Raw genomic sequence first — 24303 nt, forward strand, 5'->3', positions numbered from 1 at the left:
TCAGATAGAAGATTACAACCTACCATTTACACATGAAAAGAGGGATGCCTCATGCTCGATAATACGTATATTTGTTCCACGATGAAGAGCGGTGATTTTCCAATGGTTCATCAAGGGAGAGTTGCTTCTCTTTGCGTCTCCTTGAATGAGAAATCGGGAATCGTCCGCGCAGCAGAAGACCTATGTCGAGATATAGAACGTGTCACGGGAGACACACCCTTGCTAAAGAATGATCTCTCATCCCTTTCTGGACATGTCATTCTGATCGGTACTATTGGGGAAAGTCCCCTCATTGATCAACTCATGTCAGAAGGGAAGATCGATACAAGTGGCATTACTGGGAAATGGGAATCCTTTGTTATACAGACTGTAGCTAACCCACTGCCCGGCACAGATATAGAACAGGCCCTTATCGTTGCTGGAAGTGACAAACGAGGAACGATCTTCGGAATCTATGACATCTCCGAGAACATCGGTGTCTCTCCTTGGCACTGGTGGGCAGATGTTCCTCCTAATCAACATGCCAACCTCTATGTCACACCAGGTACCTATAAACAAGGAGAGCCATCCGTTAAGTATCGCGGGATCTTTCTAAACGATGAAGGTCCATCACTTATGGCTTGGGCACGCTCTAATTATCAAGAACTGAATCATCACTTTTACGAGAGTATATTCAAGCTTCTTCTCCGTCTTAAGGCGAATTATCTATGGCCTGCCATGTGGGATAACACTTTTCATGAGGATGATCCATTTAACCCTATAGTCGCTGATGATTATGGAATTGTTATTGGAACTTCTCACCATGAGCCCATGCTTCGTCCACACGGAGATTGGAAGAAGCACAAACAAGGTCCTTGGGATTATTCAATCAATGATGAAGTGCTGTATCGTTTCTGGGAGGAAGGTATATCTCGTAGTCGGGAATACGAGACCATTGTCACACTTGGTATGCGTGGAGATGGTGATGAAGCCATGGGGGGACATTTATCGTTCGAGGAGAAGATCGACCTTCTTCAGCATATCGTTAAAGACCAACGGAAGATTATCACGGAAGCAATGGCTACCGATGTTACACACGTCCCACAATTATGGGCGCTGTATAAAGAGGTTCAAGACTATTACGAGCATGGAATGAGAGTACCCGACGATATCACGTTGCTATGGTCGGATGACAATCACGGTAACTTACGCCGAGTACCCACAGAAGAAGAGAGAACCCGCTCTGGGGGAGCCGGAATCTACTATCATCTAGATTACGTTGGTGGCCCCCGCTCATACAAGTGGCTTAACACCGTGCCTATTCAGAAAATATGGGAACAAATGCATAAGGCCTATGCCTATGGAGCAGACCGGATCTGGATTCTGAATGTTGGGGATCTGAAACCTATGGAGTTCCCCATGGAGTATTTCCTTCGTATGGCATGGAATATAGATCGTTGCACGAAGGATCACTTTCATGCGTACACACTCCAATGGGTAGTTCGTCAGTTTGGAACTGAACATGCTGAGGAAATAACGGATATGATAGAGCGTTACACCCATTACAATGGACGTCTTAAGCCTGAGTTAATCAATGCCGTCCAAGGCTACAGCCTTACGGATTATAAAGAAGCGGATAGTATCATTGCAGAGTTTCGTGACATTACCATCCGAGCAGAACAGTTATTTAAACAACTCCCTGAACAGCTCAAGGATGCATTCTTTCAATTGGTGTTATACCCTGTGAAGGCATCCGCACAAGTACTTGAGCTGCACATTCGCGCTATGACAAGCCAGCTGTATGCAGAGCAGGGTCGGACGATGGCTAATGTAGAGGCACGCGCAGCTGAACTTCTATTCGTTGCCGATGCCGAGCTCACATTTGACTATAACAAACGGCTATCGTTAGGCAAATGGGATCATATGATGGACCAGACGCATATCGGATATACGTATTGGAATCAACCACCTCATAACATCTTGCCTGAGGTGGGTCATGTTACCGCGCAGAAAGGTTCTGAGATGGGTATTGCTATAGAAGGTTCAACCAACGTATGGCCTGATAAAGCAACCCTATGCCAGCTGCCTGAATTCGACGTGTTCACGCAGGAGAAACGCTATTTCGAGATCTTCAATAAACGTTCATCTCCCTTCGAGTACGCCATCCACGTAGATGTCCCTTGGATTAAAGTATCTTCTTGCGAAGGAACGATTGTTAAGCAGAAGCGGATCTGGGTCGATATCGATTGGGAAGCAGTCCCTATAGGAGAGAACATAACTTCATCCATTGTTGTTATGGGCGCAAATAGCGCTAAAGTCGATATCCAAGTGAGCATCTTCCATCCCTTGCAACCCCAGCGTGAGACACTTGTCGGGCATATCGAGACCAATGGTTATATCTCTATTGAAGCTGAGAACTATACTCGGATGCAACCTGCAAATGGCGTGGAATGGCATACCATTGAGGGTTACGGACGTACCCTGTCCTCCATGGGAATCTTCCCTGTCACCACGCCTTGCTGCAATTCACCGGAGCCAGAGAACTCTCCACGTCTGGAATATCAAGTCTATGTGGTTCAACCCGGGGAAGTAACGATGACTCTATTCCTTGCGCCATCCAATGACTTCGTTCCTGGGATGGGGCTACGCATAGGTGTCTCCTTCGATGATGAACCTGTTCAGGTATGTGACGCTATTGTGCGGATGCCGGATGGATCATTCCATGAGAGAGAGTGGGAAGAAGGCGTCATTACCAATGTACGTACTGCCATGAGTGTACATCCGAGACTCGAACGCGGCTATCATACACTAACCGTGTGGATGGTTGATCCTATCACTATTCTACAAAAGATCGTTGTAGATCATGGTGATCTAGCACCTAGTTATCTTGGTCCTCCTGAAAGCTACTATGGCGGGAAGTCCCCTGTATCATCATCCGTATGGTTGGACCATTCATTCGATCCAGTATCCGTGCCCGGTGTTATGACACTTACAGGATCATTCGATTCTCAACAACGTGTAGAAGTATTCGTTGAACATAGTGGAATATATGAATTGAGGTCTACAGCACTGACTGATGCAAGTACTAATGCTGTGATGTGTATAAAGTGCGATGGAATCGAACTACCTAGCTCTTTGATTCTTGCGAATCTAGAGAGTGAAGCTAAGAGCGAGATTAATGATACCTACTCACCTCAAAGGATCGCCTTAGCATCTGGCGAACATATCCTGGAATTCTTCATCATGGAGGGAGCTATCCCCTCTCCTATGGAGATAGAACTAGTACTAATCTCAGAAGATGTCCTTAGCGTACGACCGTCGTTGCGTAGGGGTAACCTTCTTCCTGATAAGCCACTTCTCGCACAGATCGGCGTAATCAACAAGGACCCCATGTACAGTCATCCCTATGTCATGGCTGTTAAGTTGTATGATAACGGTGGTTCACTTCTAGATCAGGCCACACTTACTAATATTGTATCTGTGCGTGGGCAGGAGATGCATCAACTATGTTTGTCTGAGTCAGTCAATAGCACCGTATACTCCATGAAGGTTAGCGTTATGGTTGATGGGCTAACACGGGAATACGTGTCGGATTGGAAACTTTAAGGATTCATAATATAAAAGGTAGGTCAAGAATAGCTTTAACTATTTCTTGGCCTACCTTTTATGCTCATATTATATAGAACTTTTCCATCTTGCTTCAGTAGATCACCTTTTTAACACTTCATGTCTTGTTATTCTTGTTCCGTTAACCGGTTCAAATCAGCAATAAGCATCTCCAATTCTGCGAAGCTATTTACAATTTGATTAACCATTGTACTTTGCTCCTCAATGCCTGCGAGAATTTGCTCTGTGGCTGCGCTCGATTCCTCTGTTACACCTGAAATGGAAGCAACCTCCATAACAATATTGTCAGATGAGCGTCCTAGTTCAGTTGTCTTACCCTCTACTTCTTCCGCTTGAGCAAGCACTTGATTCGCATTCCCGGAAATTTGTTGGAAAATAATCTCTGATTGTTGGGCAGATGCAATACTTTCATCCAACGCCCGTTTCCCTTTGGATACCTGAGCAGTTAATTGCTCCGTACGATCTCTGATACTGCTAAGAATGGTTGTAATCTTAACCGCAGATTGCGAGGAATTCTCCGCAAGCTTGCGTACCTCAGAAGAAACGACAGCAAATCCCCTACCATGCTCACCCGCGCGTGCTGCTTCAATCGCAGCGTTTAACGCCAACAGGTTGGTCTGAGTCGCCATTTCCTGAATCGTCACCAGAATTGTGCTAATTTCCTCATTCTGATGATTTAACATAAGCATATCCTCCACGATTGTTCCAACAATAACATTCGCATGATCAATACGCTGAGTAAGCTCATTTAACTGCTCATTTCCTTGTATAGCTACCAATTGCGTATCTGAAGATACGGCACGCATCTTTTGTGAATTCTCTGCAACCTCTTGAATACCCTCATTTGACTTCTGCATCATCTCGTTAATATCGGACACACTCGTAGCCTGAGATTCAATCCCTCGCGCTACTTCATTAAATCCAAGACTCACTTCATGGGTCATCTTCTGCGTAGTCAACACCTTGTCCTGAAGCTGTGCATAAAACGCACTTAGACTCTGAAGTGCTCCGCGAACTTGTCCCAGTAGTTCTTCGGACTTCTTATGGGCAACCTGTGCATCCTCACTATGCTTCACTACATTAGCTAATACCTTTTCATTAATACGAACTAATGTAATAATTACGGCTCCAATTACTATATATCCGAACAATCCGCTAGAAAGAAATTGACTGGGTAGTAACGGCTCTCCCTTACCAAAGGCCACCTTCTCAATAAACAAAAGTGACGCTGTGATGGCTACCGGACGAAATGTAGGATATAGTGCGGTAAGAGTAACTAGCATGACAGGCAAGGTAGCATCTGCTTCATCGATCACAGACAGCATGGCATAGAACACGACAAAAATCCCAACAATAATATATGGCGTCAACAATGCGAACCGCTTTATTCTCGAAAGTACCGTAATTATTGCACCTAGGATAACCATTGGAATACCCGTATTCTTCAGTACTGTCAAGTCACCATCAAGTGCAGAGTACAGGCCAGGTACCAGAGCAAAAATCCAGAAAAAGATGACAACTGTCTTGCTTCTGTAAAAATACAATTCACTTATTTGTTCTGTTGTCATTTTATTCCCCCTGTGTGTAAAAATTCATAGTGTATATTTTCTATTTCGGCATGTTTAGTCCATATCTTTATATTAAAACGAAATCAGAGGGGCTTTTTAAATAAACCAATGAAATAAAGGCATAGCCTGCCTAGGGTTAACAAAATACCACTCTAATTTAGAGTGGTATTTAATTTATATAAATGCATTCATATTCATTTATTTAGTTAAACCTTTGCTACAATGTCACATTTACTATTTCAGAATTGTTACATAGGAATACAAGAAGTCTCCTTGAAAGGTTACCGCATGATGGATCTATAAAATTGCCTATCACCATTGTTTGAATATGATCAGAAGCTGCCACTGTAATATTCGGGCAAGAAGCGATCAATACTGTTAAACATCGGGGTTCTACTTACGCGACCACGCAAGCACTTTTACCCCATCTTCTTGGTGTAATGAGCCACCCTACGCTTACCAAATTAGGAGACCACAGACAAATCAAGTTTCGTGAAGTTTACATATAAAGATAATGACATGATTTATCTACTAACCATTAGTGGAAGCGACCAATCTACCGTGAAGTTCTTAGATAGCAGCCCGTCTTCACGCAAGTTCATGATGCCGCTGGAACAAAAGTATACAATTATATAGATCCGGACAAGAAGGAGGATAATCTCCTTGTATGGAACCGTCAGGTTACAGGAGGGAGCTTATTCTATTCTTTGACGAACACACCTGTCGATACCACAAAACAAATCACCTTCGCTAAATCCATCATTACCGCACATCCTTCGGATGAGTAAATATGCCCTATAGAATAGACACTTTAAAAGGCTTTATTCTATAATGTGCTTTTCTCTATCATTAGAAAAACATACATCAGAATACATCAGGACTTCTTTGTTTTACTCTTGAAGTGTTCAATTAAGTGGTATAAATCCATCTTCCAAACATTATTTTCTTTTTTCAATCCATATACTGTGGTTGCCGTAAAACTACCTATACTTGCCGTAACGCCCATGGCTATCTCGTTCTCCTTAACCATTCCCTCCTGCGCTTCGATGGAATCATAATATCTATAATCTAAAGCAACCTCTAGCTCCGAACTCATTAAATTTTCATTATATTCTTGTCTAAAGGTATCTGCATCCGGTAACTTCCCATTATCATAAGTGAGTGCATAAATACTTTCTACATCACCCATACTGGCTAAATGAAGGTAGATTAATAGAATCTCTTCTGGAGTGAATCCTTCTAAATGATGAATATTTTTGTCACTCACAAATAGTTCATATGCCTTCAATCTCTCATTCGGCAGTTGATCTATATACACAAATCCCTCCTTTTCCTCTTCTGGAATTGTGGTAGTCTTCACTTGAATGACAGGAGCTACCGTTGGCATTGTAACCGCATCATGTACAATTAAATTATTCTCAGAACACCCCACCAGTACTGAGGAAAAAGAAAGTACCGTCACAAAGGTAATAACAATCGTCTCTTTTATTCTCATACATCCTCCATTCAATAACCTTTTTATATTCCCGTACATTAATTAAGAAGCACACAGTAACTTAAACGTAAGCGAAAGAACTTAGTTACACAGATTGAATAATAACCTTTTGATAAACTCTTTCCATTAAGTCTAGTTCTCTCCCGAGAAATAATCCTTCAACGCTCTCTCCGCTCGATAATCAGATAGATTGAATGACGGCCAATTCTGATCTCTTGTGGACAGGTCCCTCCGTCGTTCTTCCAACTGCGCGTCCATCATAGATTGTTCCTTGAGACTAAACTGAATGAGTGTAGGAATGGCATCCGTAGATAAACTAGTCAAATAGAATTCATCTACAATACCACTTTCTTTATACCGTTCTATGTTCTTCTTAGCAATCATGATATCCATATCCACATAGTTCATGATCACATACGACACTAGACCTAATACGATATATAACTTCGCGAGAGGAATACTTACAAAGTGGATTCTAAGTCCCGCAATGATCAACAATACCCCTAGAAAAATCATAAACGCATGAACGAGAAAACGAATATACGTATAGCCATATGCTTCCTCATACAGAACTAAGCGCATATAGGCCGAATATAGCATGACACAAGAACACACCACCAATATATACAGCATCACATTATTCACCTGCTGTAAGAACCCTCGTTGCTTCACACTAAACATAAGCGTACCCATCACTAGAACCAAATTAATGGCCGTAACGACGATGAGCTCAAGGAATCCACTTCTTGCATATTCTGCGTAAGAGGCCCCCTCTGGTAATGTCCCTTCTCCTGCACCAAACAAGTAAGTGAACTGTACGATGACAAAAAGGACATACACCATATTGATAGCTACTAACACCGTAGCTGTAATGATTGGATCTAACACAATCTTGAATGGTTCTGTTGTACGATGTTCCCCAGTAACTGTTGCCCGATCGATCTTGCAATCCAATGGTTCATGTTGCCCCCACTCGTACTTCTTGGAGTCAATAAAACCCCATAGATATCCAAATAGTAATACACAAACAATACACACCCATATAAACCGAAAGATACCATCACCAATCGATAAGTTACCTAGTAGATCGGGAATTTCCGACAAGATATGGTCGAATACTCCGTCTGCGGAAGACAGCAGGGCAATGACAACCATCAATAATGGCATGGCAATCGCAAGTCCGATAAGAACTTTTCTTACGACTGCTTTGCGACGTTCCTCCATCGTACCAAATGCTGTAGTCTTCACCGTTCGAAATGCGGTTGGAACATGTCGCAAACTTTGAACGATCAGATGATCCAATGCGACTCTTATGATCTGCGGCTTATACCAAGAAGGCCTCTCGTTACTCAACATATATGCCATATGTACAAAGATTAGCAAAGGTATGGTAATAAAATTCAGCCTATGAAAAAAGGGGTTCTGAAATAGGCCATAGGTTAATGAGAGAAGCATAATAGCTCCGAACAGTAACCATCCAAACCATGTTGCTGGCTTCACTTGATCCTTCGCATGATAGAACACATACACATAGAAAAGTCCTATAAAGATAGGATACGACACACCCAGTGCATTCCCATAGAACAAATACTGATGAGCAATAGCTATGATGAACGCGCCAATCAGGGCAACAAGAGGTCTGTCTATTCTCGATGTTTTCTTATTAGCCATAGGTAATCCCTCCATATCTTACTTTCTAAACCCTATTCTAGATGATAAAATAAGAAGATAAAGAGAAATAAATAATTTAAAATTTCCTATTTTAGAGGTGGATCGTTTCTATGAAGCTACATAATCAATTTCTACGTCTTTATTCGCATTATGGTACCTCACAGGAAGTCCAGATTACATTGGATGAGTTAGCTCTAGCCTTCAATTGCACGCATCGAAATGCTTCGATAATCATAGGTAACATGGTAGAACACCAATGGATTCGTTGGGAGCCAAAGCGTGGACGTGGGCGCCGCTCAACGCTACAATTCCTGATACAACCAGAGGAGATTGCTGCCCAATCGATGGTGCAAGCGATCAGTCGGCAAGATATTAAACAGGCGATTGATCAGATCAGAGTCCATGCCAGATCATCTAAGATGCAGGATCGACTACAAGAATGGCTACTCACCTACTTTGGTCACCATTCTGAGATTAGAAGTAACAAACAAATTGATACCCTTCGATTGCCGATTCGTGAGCGACTTCACACCCTTGACCCTATATATATGAATTTGTTGGCTGAGACGTTTGTATCCAGTCATGTCTTTGACGGTCTTACTAGAAGAGCGAATAACAGCAATGAGATTCTTCCCAATCTCGCTCACGCTTGGGATATCGACCCAAGTCGTACACTGTGGACCTTCTATCTACGCAAAGAAGTGTTATTCCATAATGGCACGCTACTGACGGCCCAAGATGTTGTGTTTACATTTGAGCGATTAATCGAGACCTCTCAAAGAACGTTGTATAGCTTTATTTTTAAACAAATTAAATCTGTTCGAGCTATTAATCCTACAACGGTAAGTATCGAGCTAAAAGAACCTAACGAGCTATTCCTATCCTTCTTATGTACTAGTCGGGCTGCAATTGTTCCGAGAGCGTTAGATCAACTAGGGGAAGCTAGCTTCGGCACCAAACCGATAGGCACTGGACCGTTCAAGGTTACGGAAATGAATGAGAGTATGTGTGTGTTAGAGGTGTTTACTCATTATTTTCAAGGAAGGGCACACCTAGATCGCGTGGAGATTGTTTCTGTCCCGTGGGAAATACCTGCTGACTCCATCGACAACAAGCCTAACTCTTCACACATGTCTGACATGTTATCTCCCTTTCATATTATTCATAATCCCTCATTAGCTGAGGGTGCATCCTGGAGCCAGATTCATTCCGAGGCTTCTGTTAGAAAATTTGTAACCTGCAACACCAAAAAAACCGGACCCTTAAATGATCCAGTTGTTAGAGCTCATATTTTATCCTGTTTACGTGGGAAAGAAACCTCCTTAAATGATACCGATTCCTCGAGTCACAGAGAGTCCAGCAAGCACCATTGCTCTCTCCAGATTGCGACCATTCCACAATATAGACAGGATGCTGACTTCATAGCTAGAACATTGGCTCCATATGGTTATGAGTGTGTTGTCGTGTCAGCTTCCGTTGAAGAGTTCAAGGGGTCCATTCGCTTAGAATCAGATCTGATTGTCTTCTCCCTATTCCGTGATCAAGATGAGCAACTTCGCTTATTTGATCTCTATGTAACCATGTCTGAACACGTTGAACCCCATACCCGCGTAGATATCGATACGTTACTTCACAGTATAACTCGGGAATCTGATTCTCAAGCACGTTCACAATGGTTTGATCAGATTGAAGCACGTCTTATTCAGGAACATCAATTACACATCCTTTATGAAAAACCTGTTCAGACCGCCTATCTCCCATCTGTTCGGGGTGTGTCTTTTAATAGTCAGGGCTGGGTTGATCTGAGGCATATATGGTTTCCACCTGTCTCCCAGTAAATAATGTAAAAGAGTCACCTCTTAAAACAGAGGCCACTGAAAAACTACGTTTTTAATTTGTTGAAGACATGTTTTAAATCAAAAAGGTGATATTCCGTTCATATTCGAACGCAATATTGCCTTTCTTTTTATTTTATTCACTTTGATTCTCTTATGAGTGTAATGATTCGCTTGAGATTAACAGAAAATATTGCCATGGCACCTTGCATTTACATGCCAATTAGACCCGAGGAGGAGGCCACATCATACCGTGTCTGCGTTTGGGTTCACTATTTTTGCCTCAATTTTATAACGCTCCTTCGATACATTATAAAATGTGTGCTTCTGACTCCACTTCCCTGCTACTGAAATGCCTTTCTTTGAATCCAGTTATAACGGTAAGATTAAAGAAAGAACATCCTTGTATGTGACCTGTGACCCGAAAGATGAACACTTAGAAAAATTGATTACATCTTTCTGGGTATTTTGCATTTATAATGAAAATTGTGATAAAAGCGAGGTGCACGTTTTGGTCATATTTACGACCTAGGATAATTAATATGAAGATCTGTCGCCTCGTAAAGAAATACAATTTAAAGCGAGTGTGCGCATAATGTTACACAGCACATTAATCATACATTTGAACCACCAATTTGGCACGGGGAAGCCTGATAATGTCTTTCTTACCGCCGTGTCATATCATTATTTGATTCAACAAAACCAAACATAAGGAGGAAGTTAATTTTGGTCTTCAGTTCAGTCATATTTATATTATTCTTTTTACCACTTGTTCTTACACTCTATTTCTCTGTTCCGTTCAATTGGAAAAATACTATTCTATTGATTTTCAGTTTAGTCTTCTATGCCTGGGGTGAACCGAGGTATGTAATTCTAATGATATTATCCATTATCATGAACTATGGTTATGGGATTTGGATCGATAAGAAGGAAAATAACGAAAAAAAGAGGGTCTTGCTATTAACGTCGGCAATCGTTGTTAATATCACCCTTCTGGGCTTCTTTAAATATGCTAATTTCTTTATTGATGTAATGAATGCTGCACTACAAACGAATCTTCATTTGGAGCCTATACCATTACCCATAGGAATTTCCTTTTACACGTTCCACGCGCTCAGTTATTTAATTGATGTCTATAGAAAAAAAGAAAAAGCGCAACGAAATCTCTTTAGCTTGGCGCTTTACATTACATTCTTCCCGCAGTTAGTAGCAGGTCCCATTATTCGATACAATGCTGTCGCCGAACAACTCAGTAAACGCATATTTTCTTCTATCCAATTTGCTGAGGGCATCAAACGTTTTATTCTAGGTTTATCAAAAAAAATGCTATTAGCCAACCCCCTCGGCTCCGTTGCAGACACTGTGTTCGCTACTTCTATAACGGATCTTTCAACCGGAAGCGCTTGGATTGGAATTATCGCATATACGCTACAAATCTATTATGATTTCTCAGGTTACAGTGATATGGCGATCGGTTTAGCTAAAATGTTTGGCTTCGAATTTGCAGAGAATTTTAATTATCCCTATATTTCAAAGAGCATTTCTGAATTCTGGAGACGTTGGCATATCTCCCTTGGTAGCTGGTTCCGAGATTATGTATATATACCGCTTGGCGGAAGCAGAGTTACACCATGGAAGATCTATCGCAATTTATTTATTGTGTGGGCATTAACGGGATTCTGGCACGGAGCCAGTTGGACATTCATTGCATGGGGTTTATACTACGGGGTCCTTATCGCTTTAGAAAAAGCTGGACTTGAAAAGACCCTTTCCAAGATGTATCCGTTAAACCATGTTGTTGTGTTGCTGCTTGTCATGATTGGCTGGGTGTTCTTCCGCGCTGACAACTTTACTTACGCTACTGATTTCATTTCTACCATGTTCTACTCGAGTGGGAGCCAAATATTCGATTCCCTTGCACTCTCGTTGTTATCTTTGAATTGGTTCCAATTTACCATTGCTATCCTTGTTGCCATGCCAGTATTTCCGAAGCTTCAAAAGCTGCAGCTCAGTAAATCGATAACAAATGTAAAAACTGCTATTGCATTACTGTTCTACTTCTTCCTATTCGCCGAAGTTATCTTGTATCTTATTAATTCAACCTATAACCCTTTCTTGTATTTTAGATTCTAATCTTTCAAAAGGAGTAACGAAGTGAATAAACCTATTTCAATCATTTATATAGTCGTCTTTTCAGCCATTATATTCATGTTCGCAATTACTAGCATCATTCTGCCGGATAAGGAAATCTCTACTACTGAAAATAGAACTTTAAGCAAGTTTCCAACTATCAGCGCCAGTGCCGTTGTATCACGTAGTTTCTTCGAAGATATGAATCAGTATTTAAATGATCAACTCGTGTTTCGTGACCAAATGGTTCGGATTTATCATAATCAGCAAAACTCTAAGATATTTAACTCTATGCTGTTCGAAAATATGTTTTACGCTAAAGAACCACTGAAACCCGAAGACGGAACGGAAGTAAAAGATTCACGTATTGTGTCCAAAATTGTGATAACAAATAATAAATGGATGCTGCCGGTTACCAACAAAGTCGTTCATACAAATAGAATCGACGCGTCGACCGCCACATTAAACGAAACGGTTAAATTTGCCGAAGATCAACAAACAGAAACGTTTTTCGTATTTAATCCATCGAGAACGAAGGCATTGATGCATTTGTATCCGGAATATTTGGCAACCGACGCTTATGCCGAATCGAAAACATATTTCTTATCTAAGCTCGATAAAGATATGAAAGTCGTTAATATCGGAAATAAGTTCGATACCTTTACCAAAGCGGAGCTGGAAGACCTTTACTTAGAAACCGACCATCATTGGAATATCAAAGGCGCCTTTACAGCTTATCAGGAAATGATTAATCAAATATCAACAAAGTCGACCAAATTCAAAGGCGAGCCTATGTCATTAAGTGAGATCAATGTGTCTAATTTAACAACGGGTGTCTTCCAAGGTAGTTATAACATTCAAATCAATTATGCTGTAAATCCAAAAAAAGCAGATAGAACAATTATTTACGAACCAAAAATACCATTCACATTCGAAAAATTCGAAGTTATTGACAAGGATGGATCACAAATGATCAAAAAATTCAACGATTTCTATGGTTACAAAAAAGGGCGAAGCACTTATACTTATGGCACCATATATGGCGGCGATAGACGGAAAATCACCTATGAAAATATAAAAGCGAATAATACATTAAACGTCCTATTGCTTAAAGATTCCTTCATGAATCCCATTACACCGTATTTAGCTCAAAACTTTAACAAACTAACCGTTTACGATAATCGTTATTATTCGGAATTTAGCTTGAAAGAGATTTTAACGAGCGAGCATTATGATGTCCTAATCATCGCATTCCACGACGACAATCTTTTCAGTGGTAACTATGATTTTGAAAAAATAACGGAAAATTAAGTCTGTACTAATAAGCCACCATAGGCAAGCGGACAATGTTCTTACCTTAGATCAGGAATCGGATCAAGTTCTTGTCTTCCAACATTAGTGTCATACACCTTATAGCTATATCAATATACATACATAGTTTATAAGTTTGTCTGCCAATCACTTACTACAATTCTTGTTCTTGGACACATACCTTTTGTAGCTGCAAGAACGATAGCCCTTTATAAGACTTCATAAGCTTAATCTAATACTAATCCAATAAATGAAACAGCGGCGAACTAGGATGTAATGTCTTAGACCTGCCGCTGCTTTTTATTATGACCTACCGGTAGCAATAGGTAAGCCTTTGATGCGATCTCCAGCTTTTCCCCTGCTCCACACGGAGCGTGCTAGTGCAAACGGAAATTTAACTTGTCCAACATAGCAATGCCGTCTTAAACGTACTCCATCGTTTCTTAATTTACCATTTTTTGCAATCTATTAACTCATAGTATGGAAGTTGCACAAATTGCTAGAGGATTGGCTATGTATCTTATGCTTGATACCACATTTGTTGTTGAAGCGTGTTATCTCGCACATGATTTGGGGAATCCACCTATAGGCCATTATAACTTGTCCATGATATTGTTATCTATTCTAAGAAGTTGCATTTTACCTTGTAGTCTCCGAAAGGATGCTGACTATAGCACTCGTGCATAATCGCGGGAATAGTCCCCTCTTCCTCTCTCATCATCCCCCATAAGGGCTTAAATCTCACATTTAGGTCTCTATTAGGGGTTATGAAATATTTTAAAGAGTACAACAACGGAGCGAATAGGCTTTGAGGGGAATGCCCAAACACTTAGAATTTTAATGAAATTAGAGAAGATGATTATAAAAACTCACTGTTCTCCACCAACCCTCGCTTAAGATAACTTATCATTCTTTCAGCCTCTTCCCTGTTATCCTCTGAGTTGTATATCACGATGTCACACTGAGAAAGCGCGCTAATTTCCTCTTCAAAACTTGCAAGTCGATGTCTAATGTCCTTCTCGTCAGCATTTCTGGACAACAAGCGTAATTTACATTGCTCTTTATCAGCAGTAACCCCTATAGCTAGAACCTTATTGAGGAATCGCTCTTTAAGCAATTTTACACCTTTAGCATCCATAACAATTGAATATCTTTGCGTTCCATTCATGATTTGGTTAATGGATAACATGGACGTCCCATAATAATTCCCTTGGTACTCCGTCATTTCCAACATGTTTCCTTTTTCAAACATTTCGCACATCATTTCCTTAGTTACAAAATGATAGTCTACGCCTTCCTTTTCTCCTTCTCTAGGCTTGCGTGATGTCCATGTGACTACTTTAGGTAAGTCTAGTAGTGCTTGCAGTGTACTTTTCCCTGAGGCACTTGGTCCTTGAAATACAACGAGCATGATCGACATGTTAACCTCCACAATATATAAAGAATCATTAGTGCTATTTTAACCTTTAAATAAGTAAAGACACCATCTATTTAAAAGAAATACAATCGATCATTTCTCTCAGCATTAAATAATTATAATTAAACTTTCCGCTCGTATCATGAGATAAGTCCTAGGTTTCGCCTTCTTTTTGGCCTAATATTCAGTTAGAATTAAATTAGCAAATATTAGGAGGACTGAAATGACACTACCTTACACGGATCATGTTACCATTGTTGAGTATGAACCAAAGTATGCAGCCTCCGTGGCTGATATGTGGAATCGTAGCCGGGAAAGCTGGGGAGGAGATGATTCTGTCCGCACAGAACAACTCATCATCGCCGAGCATGAACATAGTTCCCACCTTCATGTTTTTCTAGCCTTAGCAGGCAATGTGGTCATTGGTTATTGTAGCTTCTCCCACTATAAAGACGATGAGGGTGCTCTGTATATTCCATTATTAAACGTTCGACCCGATTACCATGGGCGTAAGGTGGGGAAAACGCTCGTTCTTCGCGCACTACAGGAGACGATGCATTTAGGTTGGAATAGACTCGATCTTCATACGTGGCCCGGCAATACAAAGGCGGTTCCGACATATAAGAAATGCGGCTTCTTCTGGGAGAAGCGCGATGACATGACGCATCTTATGAATTTCATCCCTTCCGTTCTGCAAACAGAGGCTGTTCGTGCTTATTTTGAAGACATTGACTGGTACACTGCTAGTACTCGTGTTCTGTCCGTTGAACCCGATGGACGTAAAGAGAATGGCTTCGATTACTTCACATATGAGTGGAATAAGGATGGACGATATTTAAGAATGGAGTATGAACGTTCAGGTCGTGGTCTTCGACTCATAGAGACGGATGATTACCTCATTAGCGCGACTGTAGTCGATCATAAACTCCCTTTTGGCAAAGACTACGAAATTGGTTATGACATCATTAGTAAAAATAACGCTCCTCTAACCGTTGAAGTCCATGGCATAAGCAACAAACAGATTCAATACAATCTTCATGAATCCCGAACCGTTATCGACAAAGATGTGATTAAAGGCCTCTTTCATGTCCATCCTATTGAAGAGGAACAGAGTCCTTGGCACACCCATCCGCATGTCGAAGCAGAACTGAGTATTAACGGTCTTAAAGCTGTGTTTAAGATCGGTATTGCTCCTACGTATCCAGTCACATTTACGCTAGAATCTACACAACATGAATTTTACGTTGGACAAGAAGCGGAGCTATTCCTAACTGTCGCGAATGGATTTAACGAAGAGACGACCTTTTCATTCGAGCTACCTTCGCTACCCATGATCACCTTCGGACAACGTAATATCGAGATAAGTATCCCGGCCAGAGGCCGCAGAACCGTACCCATTACGGCTCAACTGCATGAATATGGCGTCCTACATTGTTCTATTGAGCTACTAGCTATCATTGGCAACGAGAGAATCGTTGTTCACAGAGAGTTAAGTGCGCTCTTTCAAGGGCATACGGCTATGTTCGGGGGTGAAACAGATAAAGAATGGATCATTTGCAATGACGGTTACTCCGTACGTTTAAACAAATTAACCAATCGGACTTCTGTTGCTCAGGGAAACAACGTTATAAATACAACACTCTTGTTCCCTAAACTCGGTCTACCCTTTTCGAATGCATTCGTTAAGAATCGCCCCACCCTTGTGGAGCAATATTCCCAACAAAAACTCATGGTCATGGAGGCACACTATGTCATACCTCGGTATGAGGATGTGCTTCTTATAGGGGTTACGAAATTATATGGGAACGGCATCATCGAGCATTATTACCGTGTGCAAAATATATCGGATGTGGCTAGAATAGAGGATTTGGTGCTGCAGGAGGGCATAATACACGATCTACAGAATAGTATCATGCCCTACGATGGAGATTACATGGATTTACGTCAAGGCGTAGATGCTTCCAATCTTGATTACTGGGATACTAGCTTATTGATGGAGAATTGGTTATTTAAATATAGTGAGCTCTCAACCGTAGGTATCCATTGGCCCTCAAGCCGTAAATTGCGGAAAGAAGGATGGTATTTCTGCCTTGAGCATCCGCTAGATAAACTTCGGGCTGGGCAAGTAATCGAAACTGAACCTTTACAAATAATAGTGGGAACTTTCGCAGATTGGCGAGATTTCCGTGCTTTTGCTATGCAGAATCACAATAGTAAGGACTTGCAAACTTCTGAGCATCTCACTTGCTCTCTTAACGATGGTAATCCATTTGTAAACCATGAATTTCAAGTGACGCTTAAGGAGCATTCCACGGTTGTTCTAGATGGTGAAGTCTCCGTTACATCCGATGGGAATAGTATCCACCCGGCTAGTATCACTATCACAAGTGAGCAACAATTATCCCTTGTGTCGATCCCACTCACGATTCAGGGTAAGAATAAATTAGATATAGCCGATATAAGATTCGATTCTCAACCCTTTGAGGTTCAGCAAAGAAAGATAATATTCCCTATATCGCTTACAGATATCCAACTAGAGACTTCTATCCAACACGGCCTAGAGGTATTCACAGCAGACAATGGGACCCTTCGAATTCAAGCTAGTTCAGCATTTGCGCCTTCTCTATTCTCGATCACTCATCAAGGACGAGAATGGTTAGATTCCTCCTTCCCACAAGTTGGACCGAAGTCTTGGTGGAATCCATGGTTAGGTGGCATAGCAAGTAACCTAAGTGGGATCTCCTTTCTGAGTCTGATGGAAGAGCCACGTACCGTTTCCTTTGCTCAGTTAATTGATAATAAAGGAAACCAATGGTCGGGTATTCGGATGAGTATATCCATTACCCATAATGAGAAATACAAAGGACTCATTATCCATCAATATTTCATGTTATTGCCTGGCGTTCCCGTTGTGTGCCAAGTCATCATGTTCGAACAGCTAACCGGTGTGTATCTACCTCCTTTGCGTGTGATTACTTCAAGCTTCTATAGAGCTGGCGATGAGTTGAATAATAGCCGAGTACATCTGAACGACAAGCAGGGTGAACCGCTTGTATATAAAGCGGGTAGAGTCCAATATGGTATCAAGACGACCGGCATCATACGTTATGGATCCTCAGAACATACAGAACAACTGACGTTGGTCACACATCCTGAATTACCTTACTGTGAGGCGCTTGTAAATACACATGCCATGGCCTCAACCGTTATTGAAGAGCTACTAGTTAAAAGCGAAGAAATTGAATTTACTAAACCGCAGTTCTACGTTATAGGCAATCATACGGTCAGTGACTCGATTTACAACGATTTATTCACCATTCATTTCACAATGCAATCATGAGAGGAGTTTACCCATGAAAATCATCGATGCACATATCCATTATTCCAACATAGAGTCCTTCCATGACACCGCCCGAACGATGTCATTTATCGATTATTCTGCCGTTGGTTTACAGGAGGAATTCAAACGATCCGGTGTTATTGCAGGAGTTGGAATGGGCGTAACTGAGACGGTAGCAGGCGCCTTTCCTGATTCTGCTGCGACAAATCCGATGATGCTTGACCTGACGGAAGAACCATTACCCTCTAATCTATTTACATGTGTTGGTATTAACCCATTAACTCTGCAAGATAGTAATCAGTTAGAGGTATTAGAACACGTCCTTCAACAGGAACATGTGGTAGGCATCAAATTATATGCTGGTTATTATCACTTCAATGTTGGCGATCCAATTTATGACCCCATCTATAAACTGGCCTCAGCCTATAACTTACCTATCGTCATTCATGGAGGGCTTACTTATTCCGACAAGGGCTTACTGAAATACTCTCACCCACTCGCTATGGAAGAAACCCTCCTACAGCATCGAGACATCACTTTCATGATCTGTCATCTAGGTGATCCGTGGGTCATGGATGCAGCAGCCTTGCTGGAGAAGAATCCGAACCTATACACAGATTTATCCGGCTGGATTGTGGGAGATGATGATAAAGTAGAACGTTTGATGCAGGAGCAGACCTATACAGATCATTTCCGCCGTGCTCTCGTATTCGCTGAACGTTACGATCGACTGGTCTTTGGTACGGATTGGCCGCTCGCTCCCCTTGATTCTTACATTCGCTTCGTGAAGAATCTAATTCCCGAAGCGTATTGGGAGCAAGTGTTCTATGGAAATGCCCTTCGTGTATTTCCTAAGCTAGAGCAAGCTTTGAGTCGACTTAATACTTAACATTAAATAAACGTAGAACACAAAAAAGCCGCCCCTCAGGGACGGTTTTACATTGCCTTTTAAAGTTACATTGCCTTTATTTCAAGCAACTCATATTTAATAATGCCCATAGGTGCCGTTACGTTAATAACACTGCCTACTTTTTTACCTAAGAGTTCTTTACCTAAAGGACTCTCATACGATATTTTATTATCCAATACATCCGCCTCAGCTGGTCCTACAATTTGATACTTAATTTGCTCTTTGAATTCAATATCATTCAGAATGACAATGGAACCCACGCTAACAACGGAGAGATCTAAACTCACAGTATCGATAACCGTTGCTTTCGTGATCATCTTTTCCAATATCTTTATTCTAGTCTCCATGAAGGATTGATCATCCTTAGCTGAGTGGTATTCACTATTTTCTTTCAAATCGCCGTAACTAATAGCTAACTTAAGACGTTCTGCTAATTCTTTGCGTTTGACCGTCTTTAAATCTCTTAGTTCATCCTCTAACTTGGTCAACCCTTCTCTTGTTACAATCACTTCTTCTTTAGCCATGTTTACAACTCCTAATTTACTTTCTTATTCAATTCTAACCTAAATTCAATTAAAATGTTATTAAACTCAATGAAAAAGGTTTCAGGACACCGTAAAAGAGGGTGTTTTATCCAACGACAGACGATAAGTATGTATATTCTCACATTATCTTCTACATTTGCGTATCTTTCTATTCTGCTTTCTACACGTACCTCATTTTTATTATCTATTTACGAAAGTAGGTCTTCCTATCCATACAAATGCAATCAAGAAATGGATTGTTGCAGCTCTCGTTTTTTGGGGATCATTTAAAATTTTACTTTTCATAGTGAAGGATATTATTTTTCGATATACTTCCTTCCCAGATCCCTATGACAAAGCTTTACAATTAATTAGCTCTGGATTGATCATCCTATTGTCACTTATTTCTACATCACTTCTAATTCATGAAAAAAACAGTAAGCCAAATGATTAAACAAATAATCACTTCACTTACTGTTTTGCAAGTCAGTTTAAATATTTATCCTCTTAGTATGCCAAAGTGTACAATGCTTTAATATGAGACAAGTAACGAATATTACTTGCTTCCTTCATAAGAGAAGCTGGCAATCCTCTAAGTGGTGTTCCATTAGCTCCGACTGTTGCAACAGCGTCTTTACGACCCAAGCTTGCAAGTGTTCCGGAGTCAATTGGTGAGAAGGATTCCATCGCTTTATTATTCAACTTAGCGTATAGGTTGTAACCAACAAGTTCTCCCATTTGCCAAGCAATCTGTGCTGTTGGTGGATATGGGCGTCCTTCTGGACCGAAGAATACGGCACTATCTCCTACAACGAATACGTCAGGGTGTGAAATGGATTGAAGATGTTCATTAACGCTCGCACGTCCACGGTTCACTTCAAGTCCTGATTCACCAACTAGTGGACTTCCTTGTACTCCACCTGTCCATACAAATGTGTTAGCAATCACTTTCGAACCATCTTTAAGGTCTATTGTGTTTCCTTCAACATTCGTTACAGGAAGGCCTGTTAGGAATTGTACCCCACGAGATTCTAAACTCTTCGTTGCACGTTCGATCAAATGATCTGGCAATACAGGAAGAATCTTAGGACCTGCTTCAACAAGCATCAATTTAATGGTTTTAGGATCTACACCGTATTTTTTAGCAAGTGCAGGCATTCCATCAGCAATTTCGCCGACTAGCTCAACGCCTGATAGTCCGCCACCACCGATAACAATCGTACCGTCAGCTTCGTTATTTGTTTTACTAAATTCACGAATACAACCTTCAATATGCTTATGAATGTTGTTCGCATCCACTGCAGATTTCAAGACCATACTATTCTGTTCAAGTCCCGGAATACCGAAGAATGCCGTTTGGCTTCCCAAACCGACAACAAGAGCATCATAAGTTAATGTAGTACCATCTGAAAGTTTAACTTCTTTGTTATCTACGGAGAATGATTTAACCTTACTAATCTTAAGATCAATATCCTTCCCTTTGAATAGCTTCTGTAATGGCATAGCAATTGCCTCTTGAGCTACATTTCCAGCTGCAAGACGGTGTAATTCTGTAATGATTTGGTGTGTTGGAGTCTGGTTAATAACAGTGACTTTCGCTTCAGCTTTGCTCATGAATTTACGAAGACTCAACGCTGTTAGAAGTCCACCATAACCTGCACCTAATATAACAATATGTTTTGACATCGTGTATCCTCCGCTCTTACTAAGTTATTATTAATGAATTACTTCTTACTTTTTTCTTCACTAACTTGAAGATAAGCATTAACGAAACGGAATACCTTTTGAGCCTGTGGATCTTTTACCATCTTTAACAGACCAAATAGACCGATCACTTCGTTACTTTCCTCAGCGCGATCTTTTGCTTCGATAACCGTTGCCGCAATATTCTTCACGGAGTCTTTCACGGGTCCTACGATTTCAGTTATTGCTCCAACCGTATCGCTCTTCAATGTATCATCTGTAGCAACGGAATGAGCAAAATCATATGATTTTGTCATAGCATTAACAATTTCAGTCAATTTCGGTAATTGCTCAATTAAAGCAGATAGAGATTCCTGAACCTCAGGTTTTAATAGCTGATCCAACACATCATTATTTCTAGTTGCAGTCAATGATTGTGGTTCTTGTTCAGACGTAGTCTGAGTGATTGATTCTGACATATCTAATTCTCCTTTACGATAAGCAAATTCGCTTCAGCTTTATATTTGATGGATTGTCAATAGATTAGATCATTGATCATCCGTCATTTCACGGGAATTACATAAGAATGCGTCTTAATAACCATAATTTAGTTCTTTAATATAAGAATCACGATTTAAATTCCCTATTAATAATACGACTAACCTGCGATATTATCAAATAACTTTTTATTGTCATACTTATTCATACAGGCCTATCCGTACAAAATCAAGAGCTCCTGTTCCATTAACTTTCACGAGTGCAAGTGATATTATGCACCACAGTCGCAATTTAAATCCTCATAACCAAGTAACATTGACAAAGCTGCTGTCCTTTTTCAAAGATGACGTCTCTATTTAAAAATCTGGACGTACAAATGAATTTGTACGTCCAGATGAAATTCTGTCATTCACATTATTTTGCTGTAACGCCACCATCGACAGGAAGTTCAATGCCTGTAATGTAAGCAGAAGCATCGGAAGCAAGGAATAATACGGCACTAGCCACTTCAGATGCTTTCCCAACTCTTGGTAGTGCTGTTTGAGATAAGAACCATGCTAGCATTTTCTCATTATCAACCATATCTTGAGACATTGGAGTCTCAATAAATCCTGGGTGAACAGAGTTTACGCGAACATTGAATTTACCATAATCGACTGCCGCTGCTTTGGAAAGCATACGAACTGCACCTTTGGAAGCTGTATAAGCGCCCGCACCGCTACTACCCGTTAAACCAGCGATAGAAGAAATATTAACAACCGATCCACCGTTAATCTCTTTCATGTGAGGAATAACATACTTCATTCCTAAGAAAACACTAGTAACGTTGATATTCATAACACGGTTCCATTGATCCATAGTCGTATCAAGCATGTTAACTGCTAATGAAATACCTGCATTGTTAACTAATACGTCGATTTTGCTATATTTCTGAATCGTACCATCTACAACCTTGATCCATTCTTCTTCTGAAGCAACATTATGTGCAACAGCGGTAGCTTCTCCACCATTTGAAGTGATTTCTTGAGCAACCGCTTGTACTGCTGCTTCATTGATATCAGTTAATACAACGATAGCTCCCTCTTTAGCAAGCAAGATCGCTTCTTCACGTCCCATACCACTACCAGCACCTGTAACAATGGCTACTTTACCATTCATAACTCCCATTATATAGTCCTCCTCATATATATCTTACATTTCAATGATATAAATTTTGATGCCATAACATTTAATGCTAAACTATTTAACGCTATAACATTTAGCACTATAATAGCATATATTAAGACAGTTTATAAAGTAGTTGTTACAATATTGAAAAGTCAAGGAAATAGCACCCTGTTTTGGGTGCTGAATTCATGATTATTTCCTATTTTACAGCCCCTTGGGTTACCCCATTAATAATCCATTTCTGTGCAAATAAGTAAATAATAATCATTGATAACATGGCCATCAAGTAAGATGCGAATGCTAGGTTGAAATCTGTATTAAATTGCCCCTGAAAAATATACTGAACCAGTGGCAAGGTATACATACTCTGATCACTGATAATGATGAGTGGAAGCAAGAAATCATTATACATTAAACGGCAAGCTTGTCTGCCAATCATCTTTATATGTAAAATAAAATGCTGTTTTCCCACTTTTCTTCAACTTCTCAACCGTTGCGATTAGTTCATCCCATGTTTTTGGAATGGTGAGTCCCATCTCTTTAAAAATATCCTTGTTATAGATAATGCCGTTAGCATTAGTCGCATATGGAACGCCTGTTATCTTGGTCATACCCGTAATATCTTGGAGCATTGTAATATAACTCGTATCGACCGAATCTAACAATTCACTCTGAGACAGGTCTGTAAAAATATCACTCTGTGCAAGAACCGAATATGTATCTGTTGCACCAAGTCCAATGATATCTGGAATATCATTCTTCACGACTCGTGTCTTGAGTACAGTCTCAGCATCCGGTGGATTGACCTGTCTGACCTTCATGCCGGGATGAGATTCATTAAATTTGAGTATGAGCTTATCAAATGATTCCTTTGCTTCAGGTTTATTTTGAAAAAATTCAAGTTGTACCTTACCTGCTTCTTTCTCACTTTGTCCTCCACACCCAGACAGAAGAGATACTAATAGCAGACATGCCACTAGACTCCTTCCAATCTTCATACCGAACCCTCCCTTATCAATCTCTTGCTGTTAATAGATTACCCATTATGGCTCCGTGAGAAACGGCTTACACCCCGTTCGCATGCTAGGTAAATTGTGGATACGATTAAAAGGACTCTACCCATCCGCACATTAGCGATGATTGAATCT

At 40.6% G+C, this 24303-nt stretch carries 15 protein-coding genes and 3 pseudogenes; 7 read left to right on the forward strand and 11 right to left on the reverse strand.

Annotated features, from left to right (window positions below):
• Nucleotides 1–51: 51 nt before the first annotated feature.
• Nucleotides 52–3585: a glycosyl hydrolase 115 family protein gene (locus AC1D69_RS12145; protein WP_495456427.1), complete on the forward strand. Its 3534-nt coding sequence runs from the start codon at nt 52–54 to the stop codon at nt 3583–3585.
• A gap of 128 nt (nt 3586–3713) precedes the next feature.
• Here the strand turns inward: AC1D69_RS12145 and AC1D69_RS12150 are convergent, their stop codons facing one another.
• The 3 genes from AC1D69_RS12150 to AC1D69_RS12160 form a co-directional block, all read right to left on the reverse strand.
• Nucleotides 3714–5174 (reverse strand): methyl-accepting chemotaxis protein, encoded by a 1461-nt coding sequence (locus AC1D69_RS12150; RefSeq protein ID WP_495456428.1) that lies wholly within the window; start codon nt 5172–5174, stop codon nt 3714–3716.
• A gap of 874 nt (nt 5175–6048) precedes the next feature.
• Complete coding sequence (locus AC1D69_RS12155) at nt 6049–6669, reverse strand: hypothetical protein (RefSeq protein WP_495456429.1); 621 nt, start codon at nt 6667–6669, stop codon at nt 6049–6051.
• A 132-nt stretch (nt 6670–6801) separates the two neighbouring features.
• Nucleotides 6802–8340 carry a DUF4153 domain-containing protein gene (locus AC1D69_RS12160; protein WP_495456430.1) on the reverse strand — a complete coding sequence of 513 codons (1539 nt, stop codon included), beginning with the start codon at nt 8338–8340 and terminating at the stop codon, nt 6802–6804.
• Nucleotides 8341–8450: 110 nt separating this feature from the next.
• On the opposite strand from AC1D69_RS12160, the gene AC1D69_RS12165 reads away from it, so the two are divergent.
• A complete protein-coding gene (locus AC1D69_RS12165) occupies nt 8451–10178 on the forward strand; it encodes an ABC transporter substrate-binding protein (RefSeq protein ID WP_495456431.1) in 1728 nt (575 codons plus the stop codon).
• A gap of 137 nt (nt 10179–10315) precedes the next feature.
• Here the strand turns inward: AC1D69_RS12165 and AC1D69_RS12170 are convergent.
• Nucleotides 10316–10493: pseudogene (locus AC1D69_RS12170) on the reverse strand (IS5/IS1182 family transposase); the annotation flags it as partial.
• Between the two features lie 408 nt (nt 10494–10901).
• On the opposite strand from AC1D69_RS12170, the gene AC1D69_RS12175 reads away from it, so the two are divergent.
• The 3 genes from AC1D69_RS12175 to AC1D69_RS12185 all read left to right on the forward strand — a co-directional run bounded on the left by AC1D69_RS12175 (nt 10902) and on the right by AC1D69_RS12185 (nt 14303).
• On the forward strand, nt 10902–12308 hold the full coding sequence (locus AC1D69_RS12175; protein WP_495456432.1) for an MBOAT family O-acyltransferase: 1407 nt from the start codon (nt 10902–10904) through the stop codon (nt 12306–12308).
• Between the two features lie 21 nt (nt 12309–12329).
• On the forward strand, nt 12330–13616 hold the full coding sequence (locus tag AC1D69_RS12180; protein ID WP_495456433.1) for a DHHW family protein: 1287 nt from the start codon (nt 12330–12332) through the stop codon (nt 13614–13616).
• Between the two features lie 480 nt (nt 13617–14096).
• On the forward strand, nt 14097–14303 hold the full coding sequence (locus AC1D69_RS12185; RefSeq protein ID WP_495456434.1) for a hypothetical protein: 207 nt from the start codon (nt 14097–14099) through the stop codon (nt 14301–14303).
• Nucleotides 14304–14475: 172 nt separating this feature from the next.
• On the opposite strand, the gene AC1D69_RS12190 is transcribed toward AC1D69_RS12185, so the two are convergent.
• Nucleotides 14476–15036 (reverse strand): guanylate kinase, encoded by a 561-nt coding sequence (locus AC1D69_RS12190; protein WP_495456435.1) that lies wholly within the window; start codon nt 15034–15036, stop codon nt 14476–14478.
• Between the two features lie 220 nt (nt 15037–15256).
• Here AC1D69_RS12190 and AC1D69_RS12195 point away from each other — a divergent pair, with 220 nt between their 5' ends.
• Both AC1D69_RS12195 and AC1D69_RS12200 read left to right on the forward strand, forming a co-directional pair.
• The gene (locus tag AC1D69_RS12195; RefSeq protein WP_495456436.1) at nt 15257–18373 is read left to right on the forward strand and encodes a GNAT family N-acetyltransferase; all 3117 of its coding nucleotides are present in this window, start codon (nt 15257–15259) and stop codon (nt 18371–18373) included.
• A gap of 13 nt (nt 18374–18386) precedes the next feature.
• Nucleotides 18387–19262: an amidohydrolase family protein gene (locus AC1D69_RS12200; protein WP_495456437.1), complete on the forward strand. Its 876-nt coding sequence runs from the start codon at nt 18387–18389 to the stop codon at nt 19260–19262.
• 65 nt (nt 19263–19327) lie between these two features.
• On the opposite strand, the gene greA is transcribed toward AC1D69_RS12200, so the two are convergent.
• From greA to AC1D69_RS12230, 6 genes and pseudogenes are all read right to left on the reverse strand, one after another.
• Nucleotides 19328–19807 (reverse strand): transcription elongation factor GreA, encoded by a 480-nt coding sequence (greA, locus tag AC1D69_RS12205; RefSeq protein WP_495456438.1) that lies wholly within the window; start codon nt 19805–19807, stop codon nt 19328–19330.
• Between the two features lie 507 nt (nt 19808–20314).
• Nucleotides 20315–21493: an NAD(P)/FAD-dependent oxidoreductase gene (locus AC1D69_RS12210; protein WP_495456439.1), complete on the reverse strand. Its 1179-nt coding sequence runs from the start codon at nt 21491–21493 to the stop codon at nt 20315–20317.
• A 38-nt stretch (nt 21494–21531) separates the two neighbouring features.
• On the reverse strand, nt 21532–21969 hold the full coding sequence (locus tag AC1D69_RS12215; protein ID WP_495456440.1) for a helical membrane plugin domain-containing protein: 438 nt from the start codon (nt 21967–21969) through the stop codon (nt 21532–21534).
• A gap of 433 nt (nt 21970–22402) precedes the next feature.
• Nucleotides 22403–23155, reverse strand: coding sequence for an SDR family NAD(P)-dependent oxidoreductase (locus AC1D69_RS12220; protein WP_495456441.1), 753 nt, complete (start codon nt 23153–23155; stop codon nt 22403–22405).
• A 199-nt stretch (nt 23156–23354) separates the two neighbouring features.
• Nucleotides 23355–23570, reverse strand: a pseudogene (locus AC1D69_RS12225) (carbohydrate ABC transporter permease); the annotation flags it as partial.
• Nucleotides 23566–24153, reverse strand: a pseudogene (locus AC1D69_RS12230) (ABC transporter substrate-binding protein); the annotation flags it as partial. The pseudogenes AC1D69_RS12225 and AC1D69_RS12230, both read right to left, overlap by 5 nt.
• Nucleotides 24154–24303: the final 150 nt, after the last annotated feature.

The organism is Paenibacillus sp. Y301, assembly GCF_059445505.1.

Coding starts and splice junctions, on each gene's coding strand:
- AC1D69_RS12145 (WP_495456427.1), top strand. CDS start 52: ATGCTCGATAATACGTATATTTGTTCCACGATGAAGAGCGGTGATTTT.
- AC1D69_RS12150 (WP_495456428.1), bottom strand. CDS start 5,174: ATGACAACAGAACAAATAAGTGAATTGTATTTTTACAGAAGCAAGACA.
- AC1D69_RS12155 (WP_495456429.1), bottom strand. CDS start 6,669: ATGAGAATAAAAGAGACGATTGTTATTACCTTTGTGACGGTACTTTCT.
- AC1D69_RS12160 (WP_495456430.1), bottom strand. CDS start 8,340: ATGGCTAATAAGAAAACATCGAGAATAGACAGACCTCTTGTTGCCCTG.
- AC1D69_RS12165 (WP_495456431.1), top strand. CDS start 8,451: ATGAAGCTACATAATCAATTTCTACGTCTTTATTCGCATTATGGTACC.
- AC1D69_RS12185 (WP_495456434.1), top strand. CDS start 14,097: ATGGAAGTTGCACAAATTGCTAGAGGATTGGCTATGTATCTTATGCTT.
- AC1D69_RS12190 (WP_495456435.1), bottom strand. CDS start 15,036: ATGTCGATCATGCTCGTTGTATTTCAAGGACCAAGTGCCTCAGGGAAA.
- AC1D69_RS12195 (WP_495456436.1), top strand. CDS start 15,257: ATGACACTACCTTACACGGATCATGTTACCATTGTTGAGTATGAACCA.
- AC1D69_RS12200 (WP_495456437.1), top strand. CDS start 18,387: ATGAAAATCATCGATGCACATATCCATTATTCCAACATAGAGTCCTTC.
- greA (WP_495456438.1), bottom strand. CDS start 19,807: ATGGCTAAAGAAGAAGTGATTGTAACAAGAGAAGGGTTGACCAAGTTA.
- AC1D69_RS12210 (WP_495456439.1), bottom strand. CDS start 21,493: ATGTCAAAACATATTGTTATATTAGGTGCAGGTTATGGTGGACTTCTA.
- AC1D69_RS12215 (WP_495456440.1), bottom strand. CDS start 21,969: ATGTCAGAATCAATCACTCAGACTACGTCTGAACAAGAACCACAATCA.
- AC1D69_RS12220 (WP_495456441.1), bottom strand. CDS start 23,155: ATGGGAGTTATGAATGGTAAAGTAGCCATTGTTACAGGTGCTGGTAGT.